Origin of the sequence: Streptomyces sp. NPDC058620 (assembly GCF_042717135.1) — a bacterium.
GTDB lineage: Bacteria > Actinomycetota > Actinomycetes > Streptomycetales > Streptomycetaceae > Streptomyces.
In genome coordinates, this window is the sequence record NZ_JBHXQO010000013.1 from 148,599 (window position 1) to 169,706 (window position 21,108).

Sequence of the window (21,108 nt, forward strand, 5' to 3'; positions counted from 1 at the left end):
AGTGAAGATGACCGACGTCCCTGGTACCACCACGTCCGTCCGGACCGCGGCCGAGGAGGAACTCGCCGAGGACAGCTCTCCCCTGGCCGGCCCCTGCCGCTGGGCGATGGAGCTGCTGACGGCGCCGGACCTCCCGTCGGAGGAGGAGATGGCGCCGTCCCTGGTGCCCGGCTTCCTCGACAAGTACCCGCGGGGATTCACCGCGACCCTGGAGGAGTGGCGCAAGCTCGGCCCGTTCACCGTGACGACCTACCAACCGGTCGCCCACAAGGGCTGGCTGGTGCTCACCGACCCGTCCGGCCGGGACTTCTCGCTCACCGTGATCATCGACTCGACCGGTCTCGTCCGCATCCTGCACCTCCAGCCGGACATCTTCGTCCCCGAGATACGCGAGTGGGCCGACCTCGACGAGGCCCTGCGCATCGAGGGCGTCACCTCCTCGGTGCTGGCCGTCCGCCTCGAAGAGGGCCGGCACATCGTGCTGCACGAGAAGGACGCCCACCGGGCGCTCCCCACCGGCTCGGCGTACAAGCTCTACCTGATGCGGGCCCTCATCCACGCAGTCGACAACGGCGAGCTCGACTGGGACGACGAGGTGGTCACCCGTCCCGACCTGCGCAGCCTGCCCACCGGCGACATGCAGGAACTGCCGGACGGTACGCGGGTCCCGGTCCGCGAGACGGCGCACAAGATGATCGCGATGAGCGACAACACGGCCGCCGACCTCCTCGCCGACAAGGTGGGGCGCGAGGCCGTCGAGCGCGCCGTGGTGGCGTCCGGTCACCACGACCCCTCCCTGCTGCGGCCCTTCCTCTCCAGCCGCGAGGTCTTCGAGATCGGCTGGGGCGCGCACGGACTCCGCCGCGCCTGGGCCGAGGGCGACGAGGCGGCCCGCAGGGAACTGCTGCACCGGGTCGCCAAGCCGCTCACCGTGCGCGGCTCCGACCTGGGCGAGACGGTCCACCAGCTCGGCCTGGACTGGCACATGAGCGCGTACGACGTGTTCAGGGTCCTGGAGGCGCTCGTACAGGACGGCGCGCGGGACGCGAGCGGGACGGTCGACGCCATCCTGACCGCCTACCCGGGCATCCTCGTCGACCGGGAGAAGTGGTCCAAGGCCGTCTTCAAGGGCGGCTCCTGCCCCGGTGTCATGATGTTCTGCTGGCTCCTGGAGGACCACCAGGGCACCCCGCACGTCCTGGTGCTGCAACAGGCCGCCGACGAGCAGAAGCTCATCGGTGACGGCCAGTTGCTGCGCAGGCTCGGTGCGAAGGTCATCGAGTCCGGGCTGCTGGAAGGCGAGAAGGAACCGGCTCGGTGAGCACCAGGGACCGGCTGCTCGCCGTCCTCGTCGCGGTGCTGTGGGGGCTGAACTTCCTCGCCGTGCGGGTGGGGCTCGACCACTTCCCGCCGTTCTTCCTCGCCGCGCTGCGCTTCCTGGTCCTCGCGGTGCCCGTGGTCCTGTTCGTGCCCCGCCCGCAGGTTCCGCTGCGCTGGCTGCTGGGGTACGGACTGGGCTTCGGCGCCATGCAGTTCGGGCTGCTCTTCCTCGCCATCGACAACGGGATGCCCTCGGGCCAGGCGTCCGTGGTGGTGCAGGCGGCGGCCCCGCTGACCGTGCTGCTCGGCGCGGTCCTGCTGCACGAGCGGCTGTCGTGGCAGCAGCTCGCCGGGATGGCGGCGGCGGTCCTTGGGCTGACGGTGATCGCCGTCGACCGGGCCAGGACGGCTGCGCTGCTGCCGCTCTTCCTGACCCTGCTGGCGGCGCTCGGCTGGGCGCTCGGCAACCTCGCCAGCCGGCAGGCCAGGCCCGAGCATCCGCTGCGCTTCGCGCTGTGGATGTCCGTGGTGCCGCCACTGCCCCTGCTGGCGCTCTCCGCCGTCATGGAGGGACCGGCCACGGGGTGGCGGGCCTTCGGCGGCGCGTTCGACGCCGAGGGCTGGCCCGGCCTGGTGGCGCTGCTGTACATCGCGCTGGCGGGTTCCGTGGTGGGCTCGGGCATCTGGACGGCGCTGCTGAAGCGGTACGAGGCCGGGACCGTGGCCCCGTACTCGATGCTCGTGCCGGTCGTCGGCATCGCGGCGGCCTGGCCGGCGCTCGACGAGGAGCCGAGCGCCTTGTCGCTGGCCGGGGCCGCGATCGTGGTCATCGGCGTGCTGGCCGGAATGGGGCTCGCCCTGCCGAAGCGACCTCACGGCAAAGGCCCCGGCCCCGAAGGGGAGCCGGGGCCGGAGTCCGGAGCGGCCCGGCCGGACCTGCCGGCCGGGCCTGTCGTGGCTCAGCCGGACGAGCCGACCCCGAAGGTCCAGGACACCCAGCGGTCCTGAGGCACGAAGCCCATCGCGCTGTTGACGGCGATCATCGAGTGGTTGTCCTCGGCGTTCGCCGTCTCCAGCAGCCGTACCGCGGGCTCCTGCCGCAGCACGTTCTCCAGGTTCGAGAGCTTGAGGAGCAGCCCCAGCCGGTGGCCGCGGTGGGCACGGTGGACGACCGTCATGCCCTGGAGCGCGTACTCCGGGTTTCCGGTGGTCTTGGAGACGCTGGTGTAACCGGCCAGTGTTCCGCTCGCCTTGTGGACGACCCCGGTGTGGTACGCCCGCCGGCCCCGGCCCACGCGCATGGTCTCGAAGGCGCGGGCGTAGCTCGTCTCGACCTCCTGGTCGGGCTCGGGCTCTGTTCCGGTGTCACCGAGGGACTGCTCCAGCAGCGAGACCGGCACGGCGTAGGCGTCGGGGGTGACCGTGCCCCAGCGGACCAGGCCGTAGCCCTCGGGCAGGGCGGGCACTCCGTCGGCCAGCGGGTCGTGGCGCCGCAGATCGAGCCACTGGTGCAGACCCGAAGGGCCGTCCGCCGCGACCCCTCCCAGGGCGGCGACGAACGCCGCGGGGGCGGGATCGCGCGCCGGGCCGCCCTCCAGCGGCTCGACGGTCATCCCGGCAAGGGTGGTGCGCCCGTGCTCGGCGGCCAGTTCGAGGGCCCGGCCGAACAGGGCGCGGCCTGTGCCGCGGCGGCGCAGCTTGGGGTGCACGAGGAGCTGGTCCACCCGGGCCACCGGTGCGCCGTTCGGCAGGGCGAGCCGCAGCGCGCCGACGACCTGCCCGTCGCGCAGGGCGACCCAGTCCTCCAGCGCGGTGGCGGGCGGGGCGAATCGAAGAGAGCCGATCATGTCGACGGGGCAGGGCGGCGCGGACCCGGGGACGTCGTCGGCGGCCTCCGCCATCAACTGGAGCCACTGGCCCGCCGTGTCGTCGTCGTCCGCGCTCAGCGGGATGAAGCGGAGCTCCGGTGTGCTGTCGGTCATGGAGTGGTCTCCCGGTCGGAGTGGTCGAGGCGGTCGAGGTGGCCGGCGTCGGGCGCGAGACCCATGGCCTGGATGTCGTACAGCCCGAAGGCGGGCTGGACATAGACGTTGGTGACCCAGGGATTGCGGAAGGACAGGGTTTTGTCATGGACCAGCGGGAGGATCACGGCGTGCTCCATGACCAGTCTCTCGACCACCCGCCACAGCCGGGTGCGTTCGGCCGGATCGGTGGTGTGCAGGCTCCGGTCGATCAGTTCGTTGATCTCCGGGGCGTCCAGCTCGGCGATGTTCCAGTTCCCGCCGTTCCGCTTGATCTGCCGGCCGTCGACGAGCGGGGCCAGGAACCCGTACTCGGTCGGGAAGTCCGCGCCCCAGTCCGTGACGATGAGCCCGAGATTGTGCTTCCGGATGGTCTCGGGTGAGCCCGCGCCCAGGCTGAAGTAGCTGGCCACGTCCAGTTCCTTGACCGTCAGCCGGATGCCGACCCTGGCCACCGATTCGACGACCGCGTCGGCGACCAGCCGGAACTTCCCCCGCTGGGTGCCGATCACCGCGTCGAAACCGTCCGGCAGCCCGGCGGCCGCCAGCTCCGCCCGCGCCTTGTCGAGATCGCCCCGCAGGTCGGGCCCGGCCGGATAGCGGTCCAGGCCCTGGTGGGCGGGGAGCCGGGGCGGGAACAGCGCCGGGGTGAGGTCACCTCCGGTGACGGGGCCGCCGCGGGCCTCCTGGAGGAGCAGCCGGTCCGCCGCGTAGTGCACCGCCCTGCGCACGTGCACGTTGTCGAACGGCGGGATGTGCGGCTGGAGGGAGACGAAGTGCAGGAAGCTCGTGCGGGGGTTGTCCGTGTGGGTACGCAGGATCTCGTCCGCCGTGACCCGCTGCTGCGCCGCGTGCTGGAGCCCGCGCCCTTCGAGGTTGATGTCGAAGACCCCGTCGATCAGCTGGGCGTCGAGGTCGTCGAGCCCCACCCCGATGGTCAGCTCCACCCGGTCGGGCAGGGCGGGCCGCACCGGGTCGGTGGCCCTGTCCCAGTAGGGGTTGCGCTCCAGGTGCAGATACGCGCCCGGCCGGTGCTCCTCGACCCGGTACGGACCACTGCACCGGGGGTCCTCCCCGTACCGGGCGCCGGTGTCGGCGTGCCGGGGGACGGGGGAGACACAGGGCTGGGCCATCAGATGGTCGAAGTCGGCGAACGGGCTGCGCAGCCGGAAGACGATGGTGCGCTCGTCGGGCGTCTCCACGGACTCCAGGGGCTCGCTGCTCCGGTACGGCCCGGGGTAGGGCCGCGCCGGGTCGTCCAGGAGAGGCACCAGATAGGTCGGGCCGCCCGGCAGCACGTCCTGGGCGAAGATCCGCTGCACGGCGTGGCGCACCTCGGCGGAGGTGATCGGGGAGCCGTCGTCGAACCGCAGGTTCTCGCGCAGCCGGTACGTCCACGTCCTGGCCCCGTCGCTCGCCCGCCCGGGGCTCTCGGCGAGGTCCGGGACGGGGACGAGCCCGGCGGGCCCCGGGTCCGTGGGGTAGGCCATCAGCGTCCGGTTGAGCATCCGCTGCAACAGCCAGACCCACACGTAGTACGTACGGGCGGGGTCGAGGGAGTCCACGTCCGCCGACGACACCAGGCGCAGCGTTCCGCCGCGCCGGTCCGAGGGGTTCACCATCGCTCCGACGGCGGCGTCCCAGCCTGCGCCGGGAACCGTCGCGGTCGGGTGTGGGGTGCGGGCAGTCATCGGGGTGCGGTCCTCCGGTCTCGGTCCGTACGGGGAAGGCGCAGCACGTACGAGCGCTCCTCGCTGGCCTGGCAGCCGCGCGCCAGCTTCGCCTCGACGCTGCCGATCCCGGCGTGCAGCACGGAGACACCGGCCTCGGCCGCGGCTTCGAGCACCCGGTAGTACAGGACGTCGTAGTAGAGCGGCAGCTTGCCCTGGGCCTCGTAGTCGAAGCCGGCGCGGTGGCCGAACCAGTGCTCCTGGCCGCGGGCCCTGGAGCGCAGGACCATGCCGAAGCCGATGATGCTGCCGTTCTGCCGGGCCACGGAGACCATGACGTCGTCGCCCATCACGTCGGCGATCCAGGACAGCAGCCCGGCGGAGTGCTCCGGGCTCGCGGGATTGCCGTACTTCTTCAGGAGGTTGGAGTCCAGCTCGCCCAGACGCGGCACCAGCTCCTGCGTCAGCGGTTCGACCGTGACCTCCACCCCGGCCTCGGCCAGGGCCCGGCGCTCCAGACGCACCCGCCGGCGCCGGTGCTTGCTCATGTCGGCGAGGAACTCGTCCCAGCCCCCGCGCGGAATGGGCAGCCAGGCGTAGTGCGCGGAGGTGTGCGAGCGGTAGCCGCGGCTCTCCAGGAGCTCGACGAGCGAGATGTCGCGGACGTCCACGTGCGGGAAGCAGACCGAGGCCGCCTTCCGTTCCTCGGCGAGCCCTTCGGCGTGATCGAGCAGCGCCGCGAGGTCTCCGGGCCTGGCGCCGGGGGTGGTCAGCATCCGCGTACGGCCCAGGTGCCGGCCCCCGCACACCAGCGAGGGCAGCAGGGACGAGGCATCGCCGTCCGCCACGTCGGCGAGGACGCTCTCCGCCTCCGGGAGCCCCTCGTCGGCGGCCCGGGAGAGCATCGCGTCGGGCCGGGCGAGCAGCCAGGGCACGGAGTCGGTCGCCCAGGCCGCGACGAGTCCGGCGACGGGCGCTCCGTCGCGGTGCTGCACGAGGAAGTCCATGGTGGTGCCGGAGTTGCGCTCCTGCACCGCGAGCCAGCGCGGTGTCTGGAAGAAGTCCTCCACGCCCGCCAGGTCGTTCCACCCCATGCCCACGAGCGCGGCGGCGTCCGGGGCCGCCAGGACCCCGTCCCGGTTGTGCACGTCGTGCGGGAGGCTCACGCCTGCTCCTCCTCGACGACGAAGTCGAGGTACGAGGCGGCCTTGTCGGCGAGCGCCTGTGCTTCGAGCCGGTCGGGTCCGTTGCAGTAGGTGAAGCCGACGCAGGAGGAGTTGTCCATGCGCTGGAGGAGCGCGTCGCCCTTCTCCACGTGCAGCAGCACCTGGACGCCCGGCACCGCCTCGGCGGCCTCCACCCCGTCGACCCGCTTCAGCGTGCCGCGCTTCGCCGGGTAGATCATGCGGACGGCGGCGCCGCCGGAGTGTGTGACGGGTTCGATCGCCGGGGTCTCACCGATGGTCAGCAGCCAGGCGTCCAGGATGGGGCTGCGGCCGGTGACATCGGTGACCAGCATCGTCATGCAGCTGGACGGCGTACGGGGGTTGGCCTCGATGATGCGCCAGCCCGACTCGGTGAGCCGCACCTCGGTGTGGCAGGGCCCGTGCCGGTACCCGATCGCTTCCAGGGTCTTGCGGACGACGGAGTACAGCTCGTCGCGGGACTCGTCGGAGAGCGGCACGGGGAAGGTGTGCCCGCACTCGATGTACGCCGGGTCGCCGAACAGGTCCTTCGACGTCACCCCGAAGACGTGGGTGTAGCCGTCCACGGTCATCGTCTCGACGCTGACCTCGACGCCCTCGACGTACGTCTCCAGCAGGACGTCCCCGGAGCGCTGCTGGCCCCGCAGGCTCTTGCGTATCCCGGAGAGCTCGTTCCACGCCTCGGTCAGCTGGGCCATGTCGTCGACCCGGCGCACGCCGTAACTGATCGCCTCCGCCGGGGGCTTGGCGATCATCGGGAAGCCGAGCTTCCCCGCCGCGGCCTCCAGCTGGTCCTTGTCGCTCACCAGAACGTGAGGGATGTTGAACGGTACGTCGCCGAGCGCGACCCGCAGCCGGTCCTTGACGTTGGCGGTCTCCACCGCCTCCGGGTCGGGCCCCGGCAGGCCGAGCCGCTGGGCCGCCTGCGCGGCGATCACGGTGTGGTAGTCGGAGAACGAGGTCAGCCCGTCCACCAGGGGCGCGCCGTCCGCGCCGGTCACCGAGGCGAGTACCGCGTCGAGGTCGGTGGTGTCCACGTCGACCACGCGGTCGATGACCTGGGCGAGGGGGTGGGAGTCCCAGTCGTGGCCGTGGGTGTACCAGGACCGGTCACCGGTCAGCAGCCACACCTCCAGGCCGTGCTCGCGGGCCTGGCGCAGGCCCAGGACGAATGGGTGGTTCTGCATGTGCTCGACGATGGCGATCCGCTTGTCCGCGAACTGCGCGTAGTCAGCCAGGGGTGTTGTCATCGAACCGCCTCCATGCGTCGGCCGTCGCTCACAGCGTGGGTATGGGGATCAGTTCAACGGCTCGCCGACGGCCATGGCCATGGAGCGGCAGGTGTGCGCATAGGCCGTCTCCGAAGCGCATAGGCGGCGGAGACGATCGATTCTCGGTCAAGTTCTCGGATGAGGGAGGGGACAAGAGGGAGCGAATCCGGCGGAGGGAACGGCGAGGGAATGGCGGTGGCCGGAACCTTTCAGCAATGAGAGGACGTAAAGAGCACCCGCGTATACCGTTCGAGTATGGCTCGACAGAACGATATCTACAGTCCTGCCCCGCACGGAAAGCGGCGGTCCACGGGAAGCCGGGTGCTGGTGGCCCTGTTGGTGCTGGCGGTGGTGTCAGGCGCCGGCTACTGGGGATACACCGCGCTGGCCGGTGACGAGGGCGAGGACGATCCGGAAGTCACCGCCGCCGCGGCCCAGCTGGAGAAGTTCATCGGCGCCTGGGAGACGGGCGATGCAAAGGCGGCCGCTTCGTTCACGGACACCCCGTCGAATGCGGAATCCCTCATCACGTCCGTCACGAAGAATCTGGACCCGTCGAAGACGGAGATCACTCCCGGTGACGGGAAGAAGAAGACTTCCGGTGACGTTCAATTCCCGTTCAACGTCGCGATGAAGATTCCGGGTGCCGCGGACTACTCGTGGGACTCGCGTGCCAGGGTCCTGAAGAAGGACGGCGCCTGGCTGGTCGAGTTCAACACCCCCATGATCCATCCGAAGATGGTCGCCGGGCAGACGCTGGCCCTCCAGTCCCAGGAGCGCGCCTCCGTCCTCGACGCGAACGGGGACGAACTCCGGGCCTCCTCCGTGGTCGGCGCGGTCGATCCGAAGACCGGCAAGGGAATCTCGGGACTTGAGGCCCGTTACGACAAGCAGCTCTCCGGCGGAGCCGGCGGCGCGAAGTCCGTGGTGGTCGTCGACCGTAATTCCGGCCAGGTGGTGAAGCGGCTCACGAAGAACTCCGAGGGGAAGCGCGAGCCGGTCAGGACGACCATCGATCCGAAGATCCAGGAAGCGGCGGCCGACGCACTGGAGGGAGTTTCGAAGAATGCCGCCATTGTCGCGATCGACCCCTCCACCGGGAACATCCTGGCGGCGGCCAACAAACCGGGCGGACAGAACCGCGCACTGAGCGGCCAGTATCCGCCGGGTTCCACATTCAAAGTAGTTACGGCGGCCGCACTGCTGAAGCAGGGTATGCGCCCCGATGACCTGGCCGAATGCCCGAAGTTCGCCTATGTGGACGGTCAGCGGTTCGAGAACCAGGATCAGTTCGTACTGCCCGGGGGTTCGACCTTCCGGGACTCCTTCGCCCACTCGTGCAATACCTTCTTCGTCAATTCGGCCGGAAAGCTGTCGGAGTCGGCGCTGAACGAAACCTCACGGGCGTTCGGTATCGGCGGTTCGTGGGACGTCGGCGTCACCACGTACGACGGCAGCGTGCCGGTGGCCAAGGGCGTCAACGACAAGGCGGCATCCACCATCGGTCAGGCCCGGGTGCTGGCGTCGCCGCTGGTGATGGCCTCGCTCGCGGCGACCGTGAAGGCGGGAGAGTTCAAGCAGCCGGTGCTGGTGCCGGACGCGGTGAAGAAGAGGTACGAGGCCACCGACCGGCTCGACCCGGGCGTGACGTCGGCGCTCCGCGAGATGATGCGGGCGACCGTCACCCGGGGCGCGGGCAAGGCGCTCCAGGGCATCGCTGGAGAGCCGCACGCCAAGACCGGCACGGCGGAGTTCGGCAACGACACCCCGCTGCGGACGCACGCCTGGATGATCGGCTACCAGGGCGAGGGGAACCTCGCCTGGTCGGTGCTGCTGGAGGACGGCGGCTCGGGCGGTTCGGACGCGGGACCGATCGCGGCGAAGTTCCTGGCCGGCCTGGGCTGAGCCCGGCTCAGCGCAGCTCGGCCGTGATGTCCAGCGGAAGCAGGGGCTGCGGCGTGAGGACCCGGCTGGCCGTGACCGCGCGTCCCGTCGCCGCCTTGTCCAGCGCGGTGACCGCGGTCCTGGTCGGCGTCGCCCACAGGGTGTTCGTGGCGCCGGCCCGGAGGTCCGAGACCATGTCGTCGTGGTGGCTGGGGATGATCAGCGGCGGATCACCGAGCACGTCGAGCAGCCGGTCCAGGTAGCGGTGCACGCCGGAGTGCGGCGTCATGCTGATCACGGCGACGTCCGGGCGCAGGCCCTCCAGCTCGCGGGCGATGTAGTTGCTGGCGCCGGAGAGCAGCACGGAGGGCCCGCCGTCGAAGGTGGCCAGGTACATCAGGGTCCCGCCCTCGGGCAGTTCTCCCAGGGTCGTGGGCCGTTTCGGCAGGGGCGCGGTGAGGAAGTCGGGGGCGAAGTAGCCGTGATCCGCGCCCTGGCTGTGCAGGCTGGGGATCACCTGCACGGTGTAGCCGTCGAACTGGAGGTACTCGCCGCCCCGTACGGGGATCATGTCGGCGACCCGCTCCGCGGGCGTACCGAGCGCCGTGAGCAGATGCCGCGAGGTCAGGTCGCACAGGGTGCGGATGCGGTGCCGCCGCCACTGCGGGTGGGCCAGCAGCTCGGGCACGTCGGCGATGTGGTCGAAGTGCCCGTGGCTGACGAGGATGAGCTCGGGCGGCCCCACGAGCTGTTCACCGGCCACCCGCGCGACCGCGGCCCGGTCCACGCGCAGGGGGAGCTTCGGATCGAGCGCGCCGTCCTCGCCCTGGTACGGCATGCGGCTCAGATACGGGTCGAAGAGCAGACTGCGGCCGCCGAAGGCGAGCTCCCAGCCGGCGACTCCGAGCCAGCGCATGGTCAGCCGGGTGGAGACGATGTCGCGATCCGGCCGCCGTGGCGCCGACGCGGGCAGCACCGGGGCGGCACCGGCCGTCAGTAGACCGGCGCTGCCGACCGCCAGCATCCTCTGGAGCACCGATCGCCGCATCCGCAGCATGCGCAAAACCTCCGTCTGTCACCAAGTGTGATCAGAAGGGTACAGAACGTGCGTGTCGGGTCGGTGGCTTTAGGCCATGGGGCGGTGCCGTGTCCGGCGAGCGCGACGCCCCGCGGCCCGGACGGGGCTGCGGGGCGTCGAGAAGCCGGCGGACGTGCCGGTCAGGTCGTGTACTCGGAGTTCAGGCGCACGTATCCGGGGGTGAGGTCGCACCCGTAGACGGTGAACTCGCCCTGTCCGATGCCCAGTCCGATGCTGATCAGCACTTCGTCGCCGCGCAGGTGATCGGCGATCTGCTTGCGCACCAGGGTGTCGTCCTCCGCGCTGCCCGCCGGGTAGACGTCGGTGCCGCCGAAGCCGATGGAGACCTTCTCCGGGACGATGTCGGTGTCGTCCTGGCACTTCCCGATGGCCATGGCCACGCGCCCCCAGTTGGGGTCGCTGCCGTGCACGGCCGTCTTGACGAGCGGGGAGTTGACCACGGTCTTGCCCACCCGCTTGGCCTGCGCGGTGTCCCGGGCGCCGGAGACCCGGATCTCGATCAGCTTGCCCGCGCCCTCGCCGTCCTTGGCGATCATCCGGACCAGGGCCAGCGCCACCTCGTGCAGCGCCATTTCGAAGGCGGCCGCGTCCACGGGGCCCGCGAGGCCGTTGGCGAACACGGCGGCGGTGTCGCTGGTGGAGGTGTCGGTGTCGATGGACACCGCGTTGAAGGTGACGTCCATGACCCGGCGGAAGATCCGGTCCAGCACGGGCTGCGGCAGCTCGGCGTCGGTGGCGAAGAAGGTGAGCAGCGTGGCCATGTCCGGCTCCAGCATCCCCACCCCCTTGGCGATGCCGGTGATCGTCGCGTCGCCGCAGCGCGCCGAGACGATCTTGGGGTGGGTGTCCGTCGTCATGATGGCCTCGGCGGCCCGCTCCAGGCCGCGGTCCTCCGGCGGCCAGCTCAGCGAGTCGAGATGGGCACGGAGGTCGTCCATGGGGTACTGCTTGCCGATCACGCCGGTCGAGGCGATCAGCAGCTCGTCCTCCGGCAGTCCGGCGATCTCCGCCGTCCTGCGCCGGACCTCCCGCGCGTTGCTGTCACCCTCGGCGCCGGTGGCCACATTGGCGTTACGGGCCACGACGACGACGCCGCGTGCCGCCGCGAGCCTGGTCTCGTCCCGGCACAGGGCCACGCTGGGCCCGGCGAACCGCGACTTGGTGAACACCGCCGCTGAGACGGCGGGCACGGTGGAGATCAGGACGGTGAAGTCGTCGCGGCCGTCGTCGGCGAGTCCGGCCGGAGCCGTGTGGACCAGAAAGCCCTGGGGTGTGGTCACTGCTGATGTCCCTTTTCTCTTCATGAGTTGGCGTACGCGCTCATGGCCGGCCCGGCGGTCGCCCGCTGTTCCGGTGCCACCACTCAGTCAAGCCCGTTCGGTCACATCTTCTATGCGGACATGGCCGAACGCAGGGGCAGTCCCGCGGCTTTCGACGCCCTGGAGAAGGCGGAGGTGCTCGTCAGGAAGAACTCGTCCTGGTGCAGCACGGCCTGGAGCGCGTCCTTGAGCTTGACGCCCGGACTGATGCCGATCTGCTCGCGCAGCATCTCCTTGGCCCGGTGGAAGACCTGGATGGCGTCCGCGGGGCGGCCCGCACCGTAGTACGCCTTCATCAGCCAGACGTAGAGGTCCTCGCGCAGCGGGTCCTGGTCCAGGAGTTCCGTCAGCTGGCCCATCGCCTCGTCGTACCGCTCCATCTCGATGTCGATCTGGGCGCGCAGCTCGACCGCGGCGGCGCGCTCCCGGTCGAGCCCCTCGGCCTGGAGGCGGAGCCGGCCGGACGCGATGTCGGCGAGGGCGGTGCCCTTCCACATCGCGAGGCTGGCGTCGAGCTTCACGACGGCCGCGTCGTACTCGCCGCGTGCGCACAGGGCGCGGACGTCCCGGAGTGCGTCCCGGAAGAGGAACAGGTCGATGCGCTCGACGGGGACGTGCAGTTGGTAGCCGAGGTGGTTGGAGGTGAGGACGTCCTTCGGGAGTCCCGCTTCCCGCAGGGCGGCCCGAATCTTCCAGGCCGAGGTCTGGAGCTGCCCCGACACGGTGCGCGGCGGCTCGCTGTCCCAGGAGTCCTGGATGATCGCTTCCTTGGTGACGAACTGTCCCGGCCGCAGGGCGAGCGAGGTCAGGAACCTGAGCTGTCTTTGACCTTGGATCAGGATGGGTACGCTTGCGTTCAGCAAGGTCACAGGACCGAGGAGCTGGACCGTCAATCGCTGCACGGCGCTCATGAAGCTTCCCCCTTCGCGATGATCATTCGACTGCGTATCGACTGACGTAGAAGTGAATGGGCCCCTGTCCAACATGAGTTGACGATCAAGCGGCGATGCTACCCGCGTGGATTCCGGTCGTCAACGACAGTGGATGCGCCCCGGCGTCGACGTCAACATGAGTCGAGGGTACGGTGATCCGCACGAAAGGCGGTGCGACTTTGGACAGCACGGACGGACCGGAGAACGCTCTGGCCAAGAAGCTGGACCACCTGTTCACGAACGTGGTTCCCGCCGGCCGGCTCCCGTACAGCTCCGAGGAGGTGGCGCGCGCCATCACCGCCGACGGTACGCCCATCTCGGGCAGCTACATCTGGCTACTGCGCAAGGGACAGCGCGACAACCCCACGTTGCGCCATCTCGAAGGACTGGCCAAGTTCTTCGGGGTGCCGCCGGCCTACTTCTTCGACGACCAGGTGACCGCGGCCGTGGACACCGACCTCGAACTGCTCACGGCCCTGCGCGACGCACAGGTGCAGAAGGTCGCTCTCAGGACGGCTGGTCTTTCGGTCAAGAGCCTTAAGTCGATCGCCGAAGTCATCGAGCGTGTACGTGAGTTGGAGGGGCTGACGGTAGAACAGCCTCCGAACGAGGTATAGCTCCGAGGTTTCCCACGAGTAAATCGAAATTGGTCAGTTTCCGCCGAGCAGCGGAAAGGGGAATCCCCGCCGTGCTCAATGCGGACCCGCACGGAGGGCTTCATTTCCGTGGCCGGAAGTGACCCTAGACCACCCATGGGCACACGTGTTTGGATCTTTGTGGAGCGTAGGTGGATCCCGCCACCTGAAGCGTTCCGCGTCGGCATTGATCGACCCAGGGGGGCTGGAGGGCACGTGGAACTTCGGCATGCGTGTACCAAGGAATCTCGGCGATCCCGGATTCCGGTACCGGTTTCCGTCGGCATCACGAGGGCACTCGTCTTCGACACGGACGGGTCGAGGTGATCTTCGTGCGATGGCCGGTTCCGTTCGGACGCCGTGGGAGGAACAGCCGCGACGACCGCTGCGAGCGGAGGGTGCGTGACCTGGGGCTACCCGTCGATACGACGCTGACGATCGAACAACTCTGCGAGCACGTCGGCCGCGGGCGCGGCCGGCCGGTGCAACTGGTCTCCCTGGAGCTCCCCCTGGGGAGCCCGCACGGTCTGTGGGTCTCGACTGAGAGCCGCGAGTACGTCGTCTTCGAGGAGCGGCTCGCTCCCGTGCACCAGCGCCAGGTCATCCTGCACGAGATCGGTCACATCGTCTGCGATCACGCCGCCTCCCCTGCGCTGGCGGCGGAGGATGCCGGGCTGCTGCTCCCTTCGCTCAGCCCTGACCTGGTACAACGCGTGCTGGGCCGGGAGCACGGACAGTCCGATGCGGAGATCGAGGCGGAGCTGGTCGGCTCCCTCATCGGCCGCCGGATCGGCGCCTGGACCACCGGCCCGGTGTGGCCGGTGGCGCCCGAGGCCCGGAGGCTCGCCGCGCGTCTGGCGGAACTGGAGCCCCCGGTCGCGCCGGGCAGGGGATGAGCGCCGGCCCGAATCTGGTCTGCGCCGCGCTCGCTCTCCTCGCCTTCGTCGAAAAGGTCCGGGTCCTGCGGGCCGGCTATTCGGCCGTGCGGCTCGCCCTGGCGGAGAGTTACTTCCTGCTCAGTGTGGTCGGTCTGGTCTCGGTCCCCGCGGTGTGGGCCGAGACGAGCCGGGTCGTCGGCACCGAGAACTTCTCCGGGCTGGTCACCCAGACCTGCGTCATTCTCGTGACGGTGTGTCAGCAGCTGGTACTGCTGCGGCTTTCCCACGAGAGGGTCACGGCCTACCGAAAGGCGATTTACCCGCTCATCGGTCTCGGTGTGACGCTTACGGCCATGACGACCCTGTTCTTCGCCGTTCCCGTGCGGCCGGCGGGGCCCGCCGAGTTCAGTGCGCGGGCCGCGGAACAGAACCCGGTGTATCTGGCCTTTTACCTCACCGCCTTCACGGTGGGGCAGATCAATATCGGCATCACGTGCCGACGTCATGCGCATATTCCCCCATCGGTCTGGCTGCGCAGGGGACTGGGTCTTATCGCCATGACCTTGCCTCTCAGTCTCATATATGCCGCGTGCCGTGTCATGGGCATATTCGCGGGGCGTATGGGTGTCCCGGCGGACCGGTGGGAGCCGATGGCGCAACTCTCCCTCGCCCTTGTCGGTGTCATGCAGGCCCTGGGCTGGGCGCTGCCGGACATCGGCAAGCGCGTCACCGCCGTACGTCAGTGGTCCGAACACCGGCGCGCCTTCCGGGCGTTGCGGCCGCTGCACCGTGCGGTGACGGCGCGGGCGCCCGAGCTGGTCATCCCCATGAAGGGCGGCGCCGGTCTGAACGCGCGGCTGTACCGGGTGATGATCGAGATCCGGGACGCCCAGTGGGCGCTGCGGCCCTGGATGGACCCGGCGCTCGCGGACGCCCTCCGGCGCCTGGGCGCGAATGCCGGGCTGAGCGGTGAGGAGCTGGCCGCGGCCGTGGAAGCCGCTCAGATCCGGGCGGCGATCGAGGCGAGGGATCGCGACGAGCTGCCCCCCGAACCCGTGGAGACCCCGCTCTCGGCGGAACCGGGCGATCTGGCGGCCGAGCTGGTGTTCCAGCGCAGACTGGCCCGGTACTTCGCGTCCCCCCTGGCCGTCGTGGGGCGCCTTGACGGCGTGCGGGTGCGGGCATAGCGTCGCCAGGCTACTGAGCAAGCGCTTAGGAAGGTCGCTCGTGCCGCACAACGAATCGCCCGCAACCGCCCAGGACCCTGATGCCACGACCCGTATCGAGGCAAGCCTGACCGCGCCCGGCGCACCCTTCGCCGTCGTACGCGGCGAGCAGGGAGCGCTCGTGTACGAGGGCGGGCCCCGCACGCTGCGGGAGTTCGTGGAGACCACCTGGGCCCTCGGCGACCGGCCGTTCCTGATCGCCGGGGAGCGCAGCTACTCGTACGCGGAGTTCTTCGCCGCCGCCTCGTCCCTGGCTCGCCGCCTCACCGGCACGTACGGGCTGCGGCCTGGCGACCGGGCCGTCGTGGCGATGCGCAACCACCCCGAGTGGCAGATCGCGTTCTGGGCGACCCAGCTGGCCGGTCTCGTCTCCGTACCCCTCAACGCCTGGTGGACCGAGGACGAGTTCACGTACGCCCTCGACGACTGCGCCCCGCGCGTGCTGCTCGTCGACGGGGAGCGGCTGCCCAAGGTGGCCGCCTGGCGCGCACGCGCGGGGGTCAGGGCGGTCGTCTTCCACGCCACGGACGGCGAGGGGCCCGCGGGCGAAGGGATCGAGCGGTACGAGGACCTGCCAGCCCCGGACCCGATGGCCGCGCCGCCCGAGGTGGAGATCCGGCCCGAGGACGACGCCACGATCATCTACACCTCCGGCACCACCGGGCGGCCCAAGGGCGCCGTGGCCACCCAGCTCGCCCAGGTCGGCGCGGCCGTCAACCCACGCTTCCACGCGGCGGTCTCCGCGCTGGGCCGGGGCCTCTACCCGGGCCAGGGCCCCGCGCCCGTCCAGCTGATGACGTTCCCGTTCTTCCACGTCGCCGCCTTCACCAGCTTCTACGCCACCATTGCCGCGGGCGGCACCATCGTGCTGATGCGCAAGTGGGACGCGGACGAGGCGCTGCGGCTGATCGGCCGCCACGGGGTCACGCACTACGCGGGCGTCCCGGCCACCGCCCTCCAGCTGCTCGCCGCCGCCGAGCGGGCGGGCGACGGCCTGGAGAGCCTGCTGATGCTGAACACCGGAGGCGCCGCCGCCCCGCCCGGCCTGGTGGCCCGGCTCACCGCCCGGTACGGGGAGCGGATCGAGCCCCGCAACGGCTACGGGCTGACCGAGACCAGCGGCGGGGTGACGGCGAACTTCGGCGCCGGGTACCGGAGCCATCCCGGCAGCGTGGGGCGTCCGACGCCCGTCACCGAGGTCCGGATCGCCGGTCCTGCGGGCGAGGCGCTGCCGGACGGCGAGGTCGGTGAGCTGTGGCTGCGCGGTCAGTCACTGGTCCGCGGCTACTGGCGGGACGAGGGGGCCACCGCCGCGGCGTTCACCGACGGCTGGTTCCGCACGGGCGATCTCGCGGTGCTGCGCGACGGCCGGGTGAGTGTCGTCGACCGGATCAAGGACATGGTGATCCGCGGCGGCGAGAACGTGTACTGCGTCGAGGTCGAGGCCGTGCTGCACGACCATCCCGAGGTGGAGGACGCGGCCGTGCTCGGCGTTCCGCATCCGGTGCTGGGCGAGGAGGTCGCGGCCGTCGTCCGCTTGCGGCCGGGTGCGGCGGCGACGGCCGAGGAGCTGCGGGCGCACGTCGGGCGGAGCCTCGCCGCGTTCAAGATCCCCGCCCACGTCCTCGTGAGCGAGGAGCCGCTGCCCCGGAACGCGACCGGGAAGATCCTCAAGCGTGAGCTGCGCGGTCCGGTCGTGGCCCAGCTGAAGGGGGACTGACCGGCAGCGGTCTCAGGGGCGGGTGATCCGCACCCGGTAGGTGCCGTCCGAGCCCTTGGAGAGCACGGATACGCGTATGCCGTTGGTGCGGTCGGTGAACGTCTCGCCCGGCCGGAAGGGGGCGTCGGAGAGCTCGGCGTGCACATTGGGCTGCCGGGTGCAGCCGCCGCTGTCCTGGGTGCTGTCGGCGACGGACACCGGTCCCTGCCCGGTGTCCACGTCCGAGCTGACCTTGTAGATCAGCACTCCGGGCCGGCAGACCGCCGCGTCGTTGCCGCCCGCCGTCCGCACCTCCACGGCGTAGCCCGACTCGGCGCTCAGGGGTATGAACGCCAGCTTGGTGCCGCCCTCGGTGGCCAGCGGGCGGAGTGTGTGTTCGCTCGTACCGGCCTGGGCAGCGCAGGCGATCTGGTCGTTGTCGAGCCAGCCCAGCTTCCACTTGTGCCAGCCGAGGAAGTCGTTGTTGGCCCCCCAGTCCTCGGACATGATGTCCCAGTGCCCGACGGAGCCGCCGCCCTCCATGGTGTAGAGGTCGGGCAGGCCGAAGACATGGCCGTTCTCGTGCGGCAGGACGCGGTAGCCGGTCTCGGCGTACGAGCCCGAGCCGTCGTCCTGGCGGCTGTAGACGAACGAGGTGTTGGCGAGCGGGACGCCGTCCGCGTACGGGGCGTCCTCGTTGGCGGAGAAGGTCACCGACAGCACGGTGTCCAGTGCCGAGGGGCCGGCGTTCGGGGTGACCAGCACATTGACCAGGTCGTACGCGGAGAAGTCGACCTCGGGGTCGGCCGTCGCCACGAGGTCCTTCACGAGGTCGCGGTAGCCCGGCTCGTAGGGCGAGCCGCGCTCGATCCCGTACTCGGCGAACGGCAGCGGCATCCGCAGCCAGTCCTCCACCGGCGCCTCGGGCAGATAGGTGAGCCGCCCGTAGGAGCTCGTGCGGAACCATTCGGAGGTCTGCGGGAAGAATTCCGCGAGGCGTTCCTTCGCGGTCCCCGAGCCCGGGGCGTCCGAGAAGTCGATCATGAGGTTGAGGGCCCTGATCCGGCCCGTGGAGCGCGCGTAGTTGGGTGCGGTCGGCATGCCCTCCGACATCTGTACGCCCATGGCCGCGGATATCCGGCACGAGCCGAGCGCGGAGTCCTCGGGGGCGGCGGACGGGCCCGCGGAGGCGCGGCTGGGGGCGGGGAGTGTGCTGCTGGCCGTGGCCATGGCCGCGATGACCAGGGCCGTCGCTCCGGTGATGGCGACGGGGTGGCGGTGTCTGCGTATCCGGTGGCGGGGCTGCTGCATAGAGGCGCCTTCGGGGTCCGCGGCAGTCGGCCGGCTCTGACTGCGCTCTGCCGATCAGCCTGTGCCGGGCGCTGCGGGGCCGCGCGCTGACTGCTCCGATCGGAGGATTCCCAGCCCTCGATGTGTGACGCAGGTCACATGGGGGCGTGAAATACCGGGGACTCCTTCCCCGTTTGAACCTGTGTCCCCGCTAACCGGGGAAGCGGTCCCCGCTTAGCGGGGAGCGCCACACACCGAAAGGGAAGGGCAGCCGTCGTGAAGACCGTCGCCGAAACCGGCACCTGCGTCGTGCGGCGCCGTGCGTCCCGTCCGCGGGCCGACGCGCTGCGCAACCGGGAGCGGATCGTGACGGCCGCCCGTGAGATGTTCGTCGAGTTCGGGCCGGACGTGCCCCTCGACGAGGTCGCGCGCCGGGCGGGCGTCGGCAACGCCACGCTCTACCGGAACTTCCCCGACCGGGACGCCCTCACGCACGAGGTCGTCCTCTCGGTCACCTCCCGCACCACCGACCGGGCCGAAGAGGCCGTCGCGGCGGAGTCCGATCCGTTCGCCGCGCTCAGCCGCTTCGTGCACGCCGCCGCCGACGAGCGGATCGGTGCCCTGTGCCCGATGCTCTCCGGCAGCTTCGACAAGAACCACCCCGAACTGCTCGCCGAGCGCCGTCGCCTCGAAGAGGCCGTCGAAGGGCTCGTGGAGCGCGCCATGACCGCGGGGCGCCTGCGCACCGACATCGCCGTCGGTGACGTACTGGTCGCCCTCTCCCAGCTCACCCGGCCGCTGCCCGGCATCGCCTGCCTGGACATCGACCGGTTCACCCACCGCCATCTGCAGCTGTTCCTGGACGGACTGGAAGCTCCGGCCCGGTCCGTGCTGCCCGGATCGGCGGCGACCCTGGAGGACCTGCGCCGCGGACACTGACGCCCACGACGCCCTGAACGACCTGGTGTAACCCAGCGCCCAACCCGGACTTTCGGGTCCCGGCCCCTGCGACAGGGGTCCGGCCCCGGTCCCGCACACCCTTTTTCGCCGACATCACGACTCTCGCGCCCCGACGCGCCCCTTAGGTGGCTACTCCCATGTCGAAAACAGCCGACGTACTCCCCGATCCCAGTCGCTGGAAAGCACTGGCCTTCATCGCCCTCGCCCAGCTGATGGTCGTGCTCGACGCGACGATCGTGAACATCGCGCTGCCGTCGGCCCAGACGGACCTGGGTATCTCCGAGGGCAACAGACAGTGGGTCATCACCGCCTACGCGCTCGCCTTCGGCGGGCTGCTCCTCTTCGGCGGACGCCTCGCCGACCTCTGGGGCCGCAAGCGCGTCTTCGTGATCGGTCTGCTCGGCTTCGCCGCGGCCTCCGCCCTCGGCGGTGCCGCGCAGGGCGAGGCGATGATGTTCGGCTCCCGCGCGCTGCAGGGTGTCTTCGGCGCTCTGCTCGCACCGGCGGCCCTCTCGCTTCTCGCCGTGATGTTCACCGATGCCAAGGAGCGCGCCAAGGCGTTCGGCATCTACGGTGCGATCGCCGGTGGCGGTGGCGCGGTCGGCCTGATCCTGGGCGGCTTCCTCACCGAGTACCTGAACTGGCGCTGGACGTTCTTCGTCAACATCCCCTTCGCCATCGTCGCGGCCGCGGGTGCCTACTTCGTCATCCGTGAGCCGGCCGGCAGCCGCAACCGCTCGCCGCTCGACATCCCCGGCGTCATCCTGTCCACGCTGGGACTCGTCTCGCTGGTGTACGGCTTCACCCGCGCCGAGTCGTCCGGCTGGAGCGACACCCTGACCATCACCATGTTCGTGGCGTCCGCTCTGCTGCTCATCGCCTTCATCGTCACCGAGCGGCTGGTGAAGTCGCCGCTGATGCCGCTGCGCGTCCTCGCCGACCGCAACCGCGGCGGGGTCTACCTCTCACTGGGTCTCGCCGTCATCGCGATGTTCGGGCTCTTCCTGTTCCTCACCTACTACCTCCAGATCGTCAAGGGCTACTCGCCGGTCAAGACCGGCTTCGCCTTCATGCCGATGATCGTGGGCATGATCACCGGGTCCACCCAGATCGGTGCCCGTCTCATGACCCGCGTGCCGCCGCGCTGGCTGATGGGCCCCGGCTTCCTGGTCGCCGCGATCGGCATGCTGCTGCTCACCCAGCTGGAGACCGACTCCAGCTACGCGGGCGTCATCCTCTTCGGCCAGCTGCTGCTCGGCCTCGGTATGGGTACGGCGTTCATGCCGGCGATGTCCCTGGCCACGCACGGCATCGAGCCGCGTGACGCGGGTGTGGCCTCGGCGATGGTCAACACCTCGCAGCAGGTCGGCGGCGCCATCGGCACCGCGCTGCTGAACACCATCGCGGCCGGCGCCACCACGGCGTACTTCGCGGACCACGCCGCGGGCGCCACGGACCCGAAGCTGCTGCAGTTCCAGGCCATGGTCGCCGGCTTCACCAGCGCGATCTGGTGGGCGGTCGGCATCCTCCTCGCCGCCTCGGCGATCGCGGTGTGGCTGATCAACACGGGACGTCCGGGCACCGCGGCGGACGGCTCGGTCACCGGATCCGCCGACGGGATCCAGGACGACATCAAGATCCCGGTCGTCGCACACTGACGCGGGCGGCGCGCCCGACGTGATCTGCGACATCCGCCCCG

The 21,108-nt window shown here is 70.5% G+C and carries 17 protein-coding genes; 9 read left to right on the top strand and 8 right to left on the bottom strand.

The features are described 5' to 3' along the window. The first annotated feature begins 7 nt into the window (after positions 1 to 7). Both ACFWSK_RS15985 and ACFWSK_RS15990 read left to right on the top strand, forming a co-directional pair. Complete coding sequence (locus ACFWSK_RS15985; RefSeq protein ID WP_383785682.1) at positions 8 to 1,321, top strand: serine hydrolase; 1,314 nt, start codon at positions 8 to 10, stop codon at positions 1,319 to 1,321. Next, complete coding sequence (locus ACFWSK_RS15990; RefSeq protein WP_383785685.1) at positions 1,318 to 2,328, top strand: EamA family transporter; 1,011 nt, start codon at positions 1,318 to 1,320, stop codon at positions 2,326 to 2,328. Before ACFWSK_RS15985 ends, ACFWSK_RS15990 begins: the two co-directional genes overlap by 4 nt. On the opposite strand, the gene ACFWSK_RS15995 is transcribed toward ACFWSK_RS15990, so the two are convergent. The 4 genes from ACFWSK_RS15995 to ACFWSK_RS16010 are packed head-to-tail and all read right to left on the bottom strand — an operon-like array spanning position 2,280 to position 7,466. Next, positions 2,280 to 3,302, bottom strand: a complete 1,023-nt coding sequence (locus tag ACFWSK_RS15995; protein WP_383785687.1) for a GNAT family N-acetyltransferase — start codon at positions 3,300 to 3,302, stop codon at positions 2,280 to 2,282. The two genes, ACFWSK_RS15990 and ACFWSK_RS15995, sit on opposite strands and share 49 nt — an antisense overlap. After that, positions 3,299 to 5,032, bottom strand: coding sequence for an ABC transporter substrate-binding protein (locus tag ACFWSK_RS16000; protein WP_383785690.1), 1,734 nt, complete (start codon positions 5,030 to 5,032; stop codon positions 3,299 to 3,301). Before ACFWSK_RS16000 ends, ACFWSK_RS15995 begins: the two co-directional genes overlap by 4 nt. Further along, on the bottom strand, positions 5,029 to 6,177 hold the full coding sequence (locus ACFWSK_RS16005; RefSeq protein ID WP_383785693.1) for a GNAT family N-acetyltransferase: 1,149 nt from the start codon (positions 6,175 to 6,177) through the stop codon (positions 5,029 to 5,031). The genes ACFWSK_RS16000 and ACFWSK_RS16005 overlap by 4 nt, the downstream gene beginning before the upstream one ends. Next, on the bottom strand, positions 6,174 to 7,466 hold the full coding sequence (locus ACFWSK_RS16010; RefSeq protein ID WP_383785695.1) for an ATP-grasp domain-containing protein: 1,293 nt from the start codon (positions 7,464 to 7,466) through the stop codon (positions 6,174 to 6,176). The genes ACFWSK_RS16005 and ACFWSK_RS16010 overlap by 4 nt, the downstream gene beginning before the upstream one ends. A gap of 276 nt (positions 7,467 to 7,742) precedes the next feature. On the opposite strand from ACFWSK_RS16010, the gene ACFWSK_RS16015 reads away from it, so the two are divergent. Then, positions 7,743 to 9,392, top strand: coding sequence for a penicillin-binding transpeptidase domain-containing protein (locus tag ACFWSK_RS16015; protein WP_383785697.1), 1,650 nt, complete (start codon positions 7,743 to 7,745; stop codon positions 9,390 to 9,392). Between the two features lie 7 nt (positions 9,393 to 9,399). Here ACFWSK_RS16015 and ACFWSK_RS16020 read toward each other — a convergent pair whose 3' ends face one another. The 3 genes from ACFWSK_RS16020 to ACFWSK_RS16030 form a co-directional block, all read right to left on the bottom strand. Then, entirely contained in the window at positions 9,400 to 10,428 is a 1,029-nt protein-coding gene (locus tag ACFWSK_RS16020; protein ID WP_383785700.1) for an MBL fold metallo-hydrolase, read from the bottom strand. 161 nt (positions 10,429 to 10,589) lie between these two features. Further along, positions 10,590 to 11,774 (bottom strand): bifunctional glutamate N-acetyltransferase/amino-acid acetyltransferase ArgJ, encoded by a 1,185-nt coding sequence (gene argJ / locus ACFWSK_RS16025; RefSeq protein WP_383785703.1) that lies wholly within the window; start codon positions 11,772 to 11,774, stop codon positions 10,590 to 10,592. Positions 11,775 to 11,860: 86 nt separating this feature from the next. Further along, positions 11,861 to 12,700 carry a BTAD domain-containing putative transcriptional regulator gene (locus ACFWSK_RS16030; protein ID WP_383785705.1) on the bottom strand — a complete coding sequence of 280 codons (840 nt, stop codon included), beginning with the start codon at positions 12,698 to 12,700 and terminating at the stop codon, positions 11,861 to 11,863. 200 nt (positions 12,701 to 12,900) lie between these two features. Between ACFWSK_RS16030 and ACFWSK_RS16035 the strand changes: the two genes are divergently transcribed. From ACFWSK_RS16035 to ACFWSK_RS16050, 4 genes are all read left to right on the top strand, one after another. Next, positions 12,901 to 13,338, top strand: coding sequence for a helix-turn-helix domain-containing protein (locus ACFWSK_RS16035; RefSeq protein WP_383785707.1), 438 nt, complete (start codon positions 12,901 to 12,903; stop codon positions 13,336 to 13,338). A 350-nt stretch (positions 13,339 to 13,688) separates the two neighbouring features. Further along, complete coding sequence (locus ACFWSK_RS16040) at positions 13,689 to 14,252, top strand: ImmA/IrrE family metallo-endopeptidase (protein WP_383785710.1); 564 nt, start codon at positions 13,689 to 13,691, stop codon at positions 14,250 to 14,252. Next, the gene (locus tag ACFWSK_RS16045; RefSeq protein WP_383785713.1) at positions 14,249 to 15,421 is read left to right on the top strand and encodes an MAB_1171c family putative transporter; all 1,173 of its coding nucleotides are present in this window, start codon (positions 14,249 to 14,251) and stop codon (positions 15,419 to 15,421) included. Before ACFWSK_RS16040 ends, ACFWSK_RS16045 begins: the two co-directional genes overlap by 4 nt. Before the next feature lie 40 nt (positions 15,422 to 15,461). After that, positions 15,462 to 17,180: a class I adenylate-forming enzyme family protein gene (locus ACFWSK_RS16050; RefSeq protein WP_383785716.1), complete on the top strand. Its 1,719-nt coding sequence runs from the start codon at positions 15,462 to 15,464 to the stop codon at positions 17,178 to 17,180. A gap of 12 nt (positions 17,181 to 17,192) precedes the next feature. Here the strand turns inward: ACFWSK_RS16050 and ACFWSK_RS16055 are convergent, their stop codons facing one another. Continuing rightward, a complete protein-coding gene (locus tag ACFWSK_RS16055; RefSeq protein WP_383785718.1) occupies positions 17,193 to 18,470 on the bottom strand; it encodes a M6 family metalloprotease domain-containing protein in 1,278 nt (425 codons plus the stop codon). 255 nt (positions 18,471 to 18,725) lie between these two features. On the opposite strand from ACFWSK_RS16055, the gene ACFWSK_RS16060 reads away from it, so the two are divergent. Both ACFWSK_RS16060 and ACFWSK_RS16065 read left to right on the top strand, forming a co-directional pair. Then, positions 18,726 to 19,388: a TetR/AcrR family transcriptional regulator gene (locus ACFWSK_RS16060; protein WP_383785721.1), complete on the top strand. Its 663-nt coding sequence runs from the start codon at positions 18,726 to 18,728 to the stop codon at positions 19,386 to 19,388. Between the two features lie 158 nt (positions 19,389 to 19,546). After that, positions 19,547 to 21,067 (top strand): MFS transporter, encoded by a 1,521-nt coding sequence (locus ACFWSK_RS16065; protein WP_383785724.1) that lies wholly within the window; start codon positions 19,547 to 19,549, stop codon positions 21,065 to 21,067. The last annotated feature ends 41 nt before the right edge of the window (positions 21,068 to 21,108 follow it).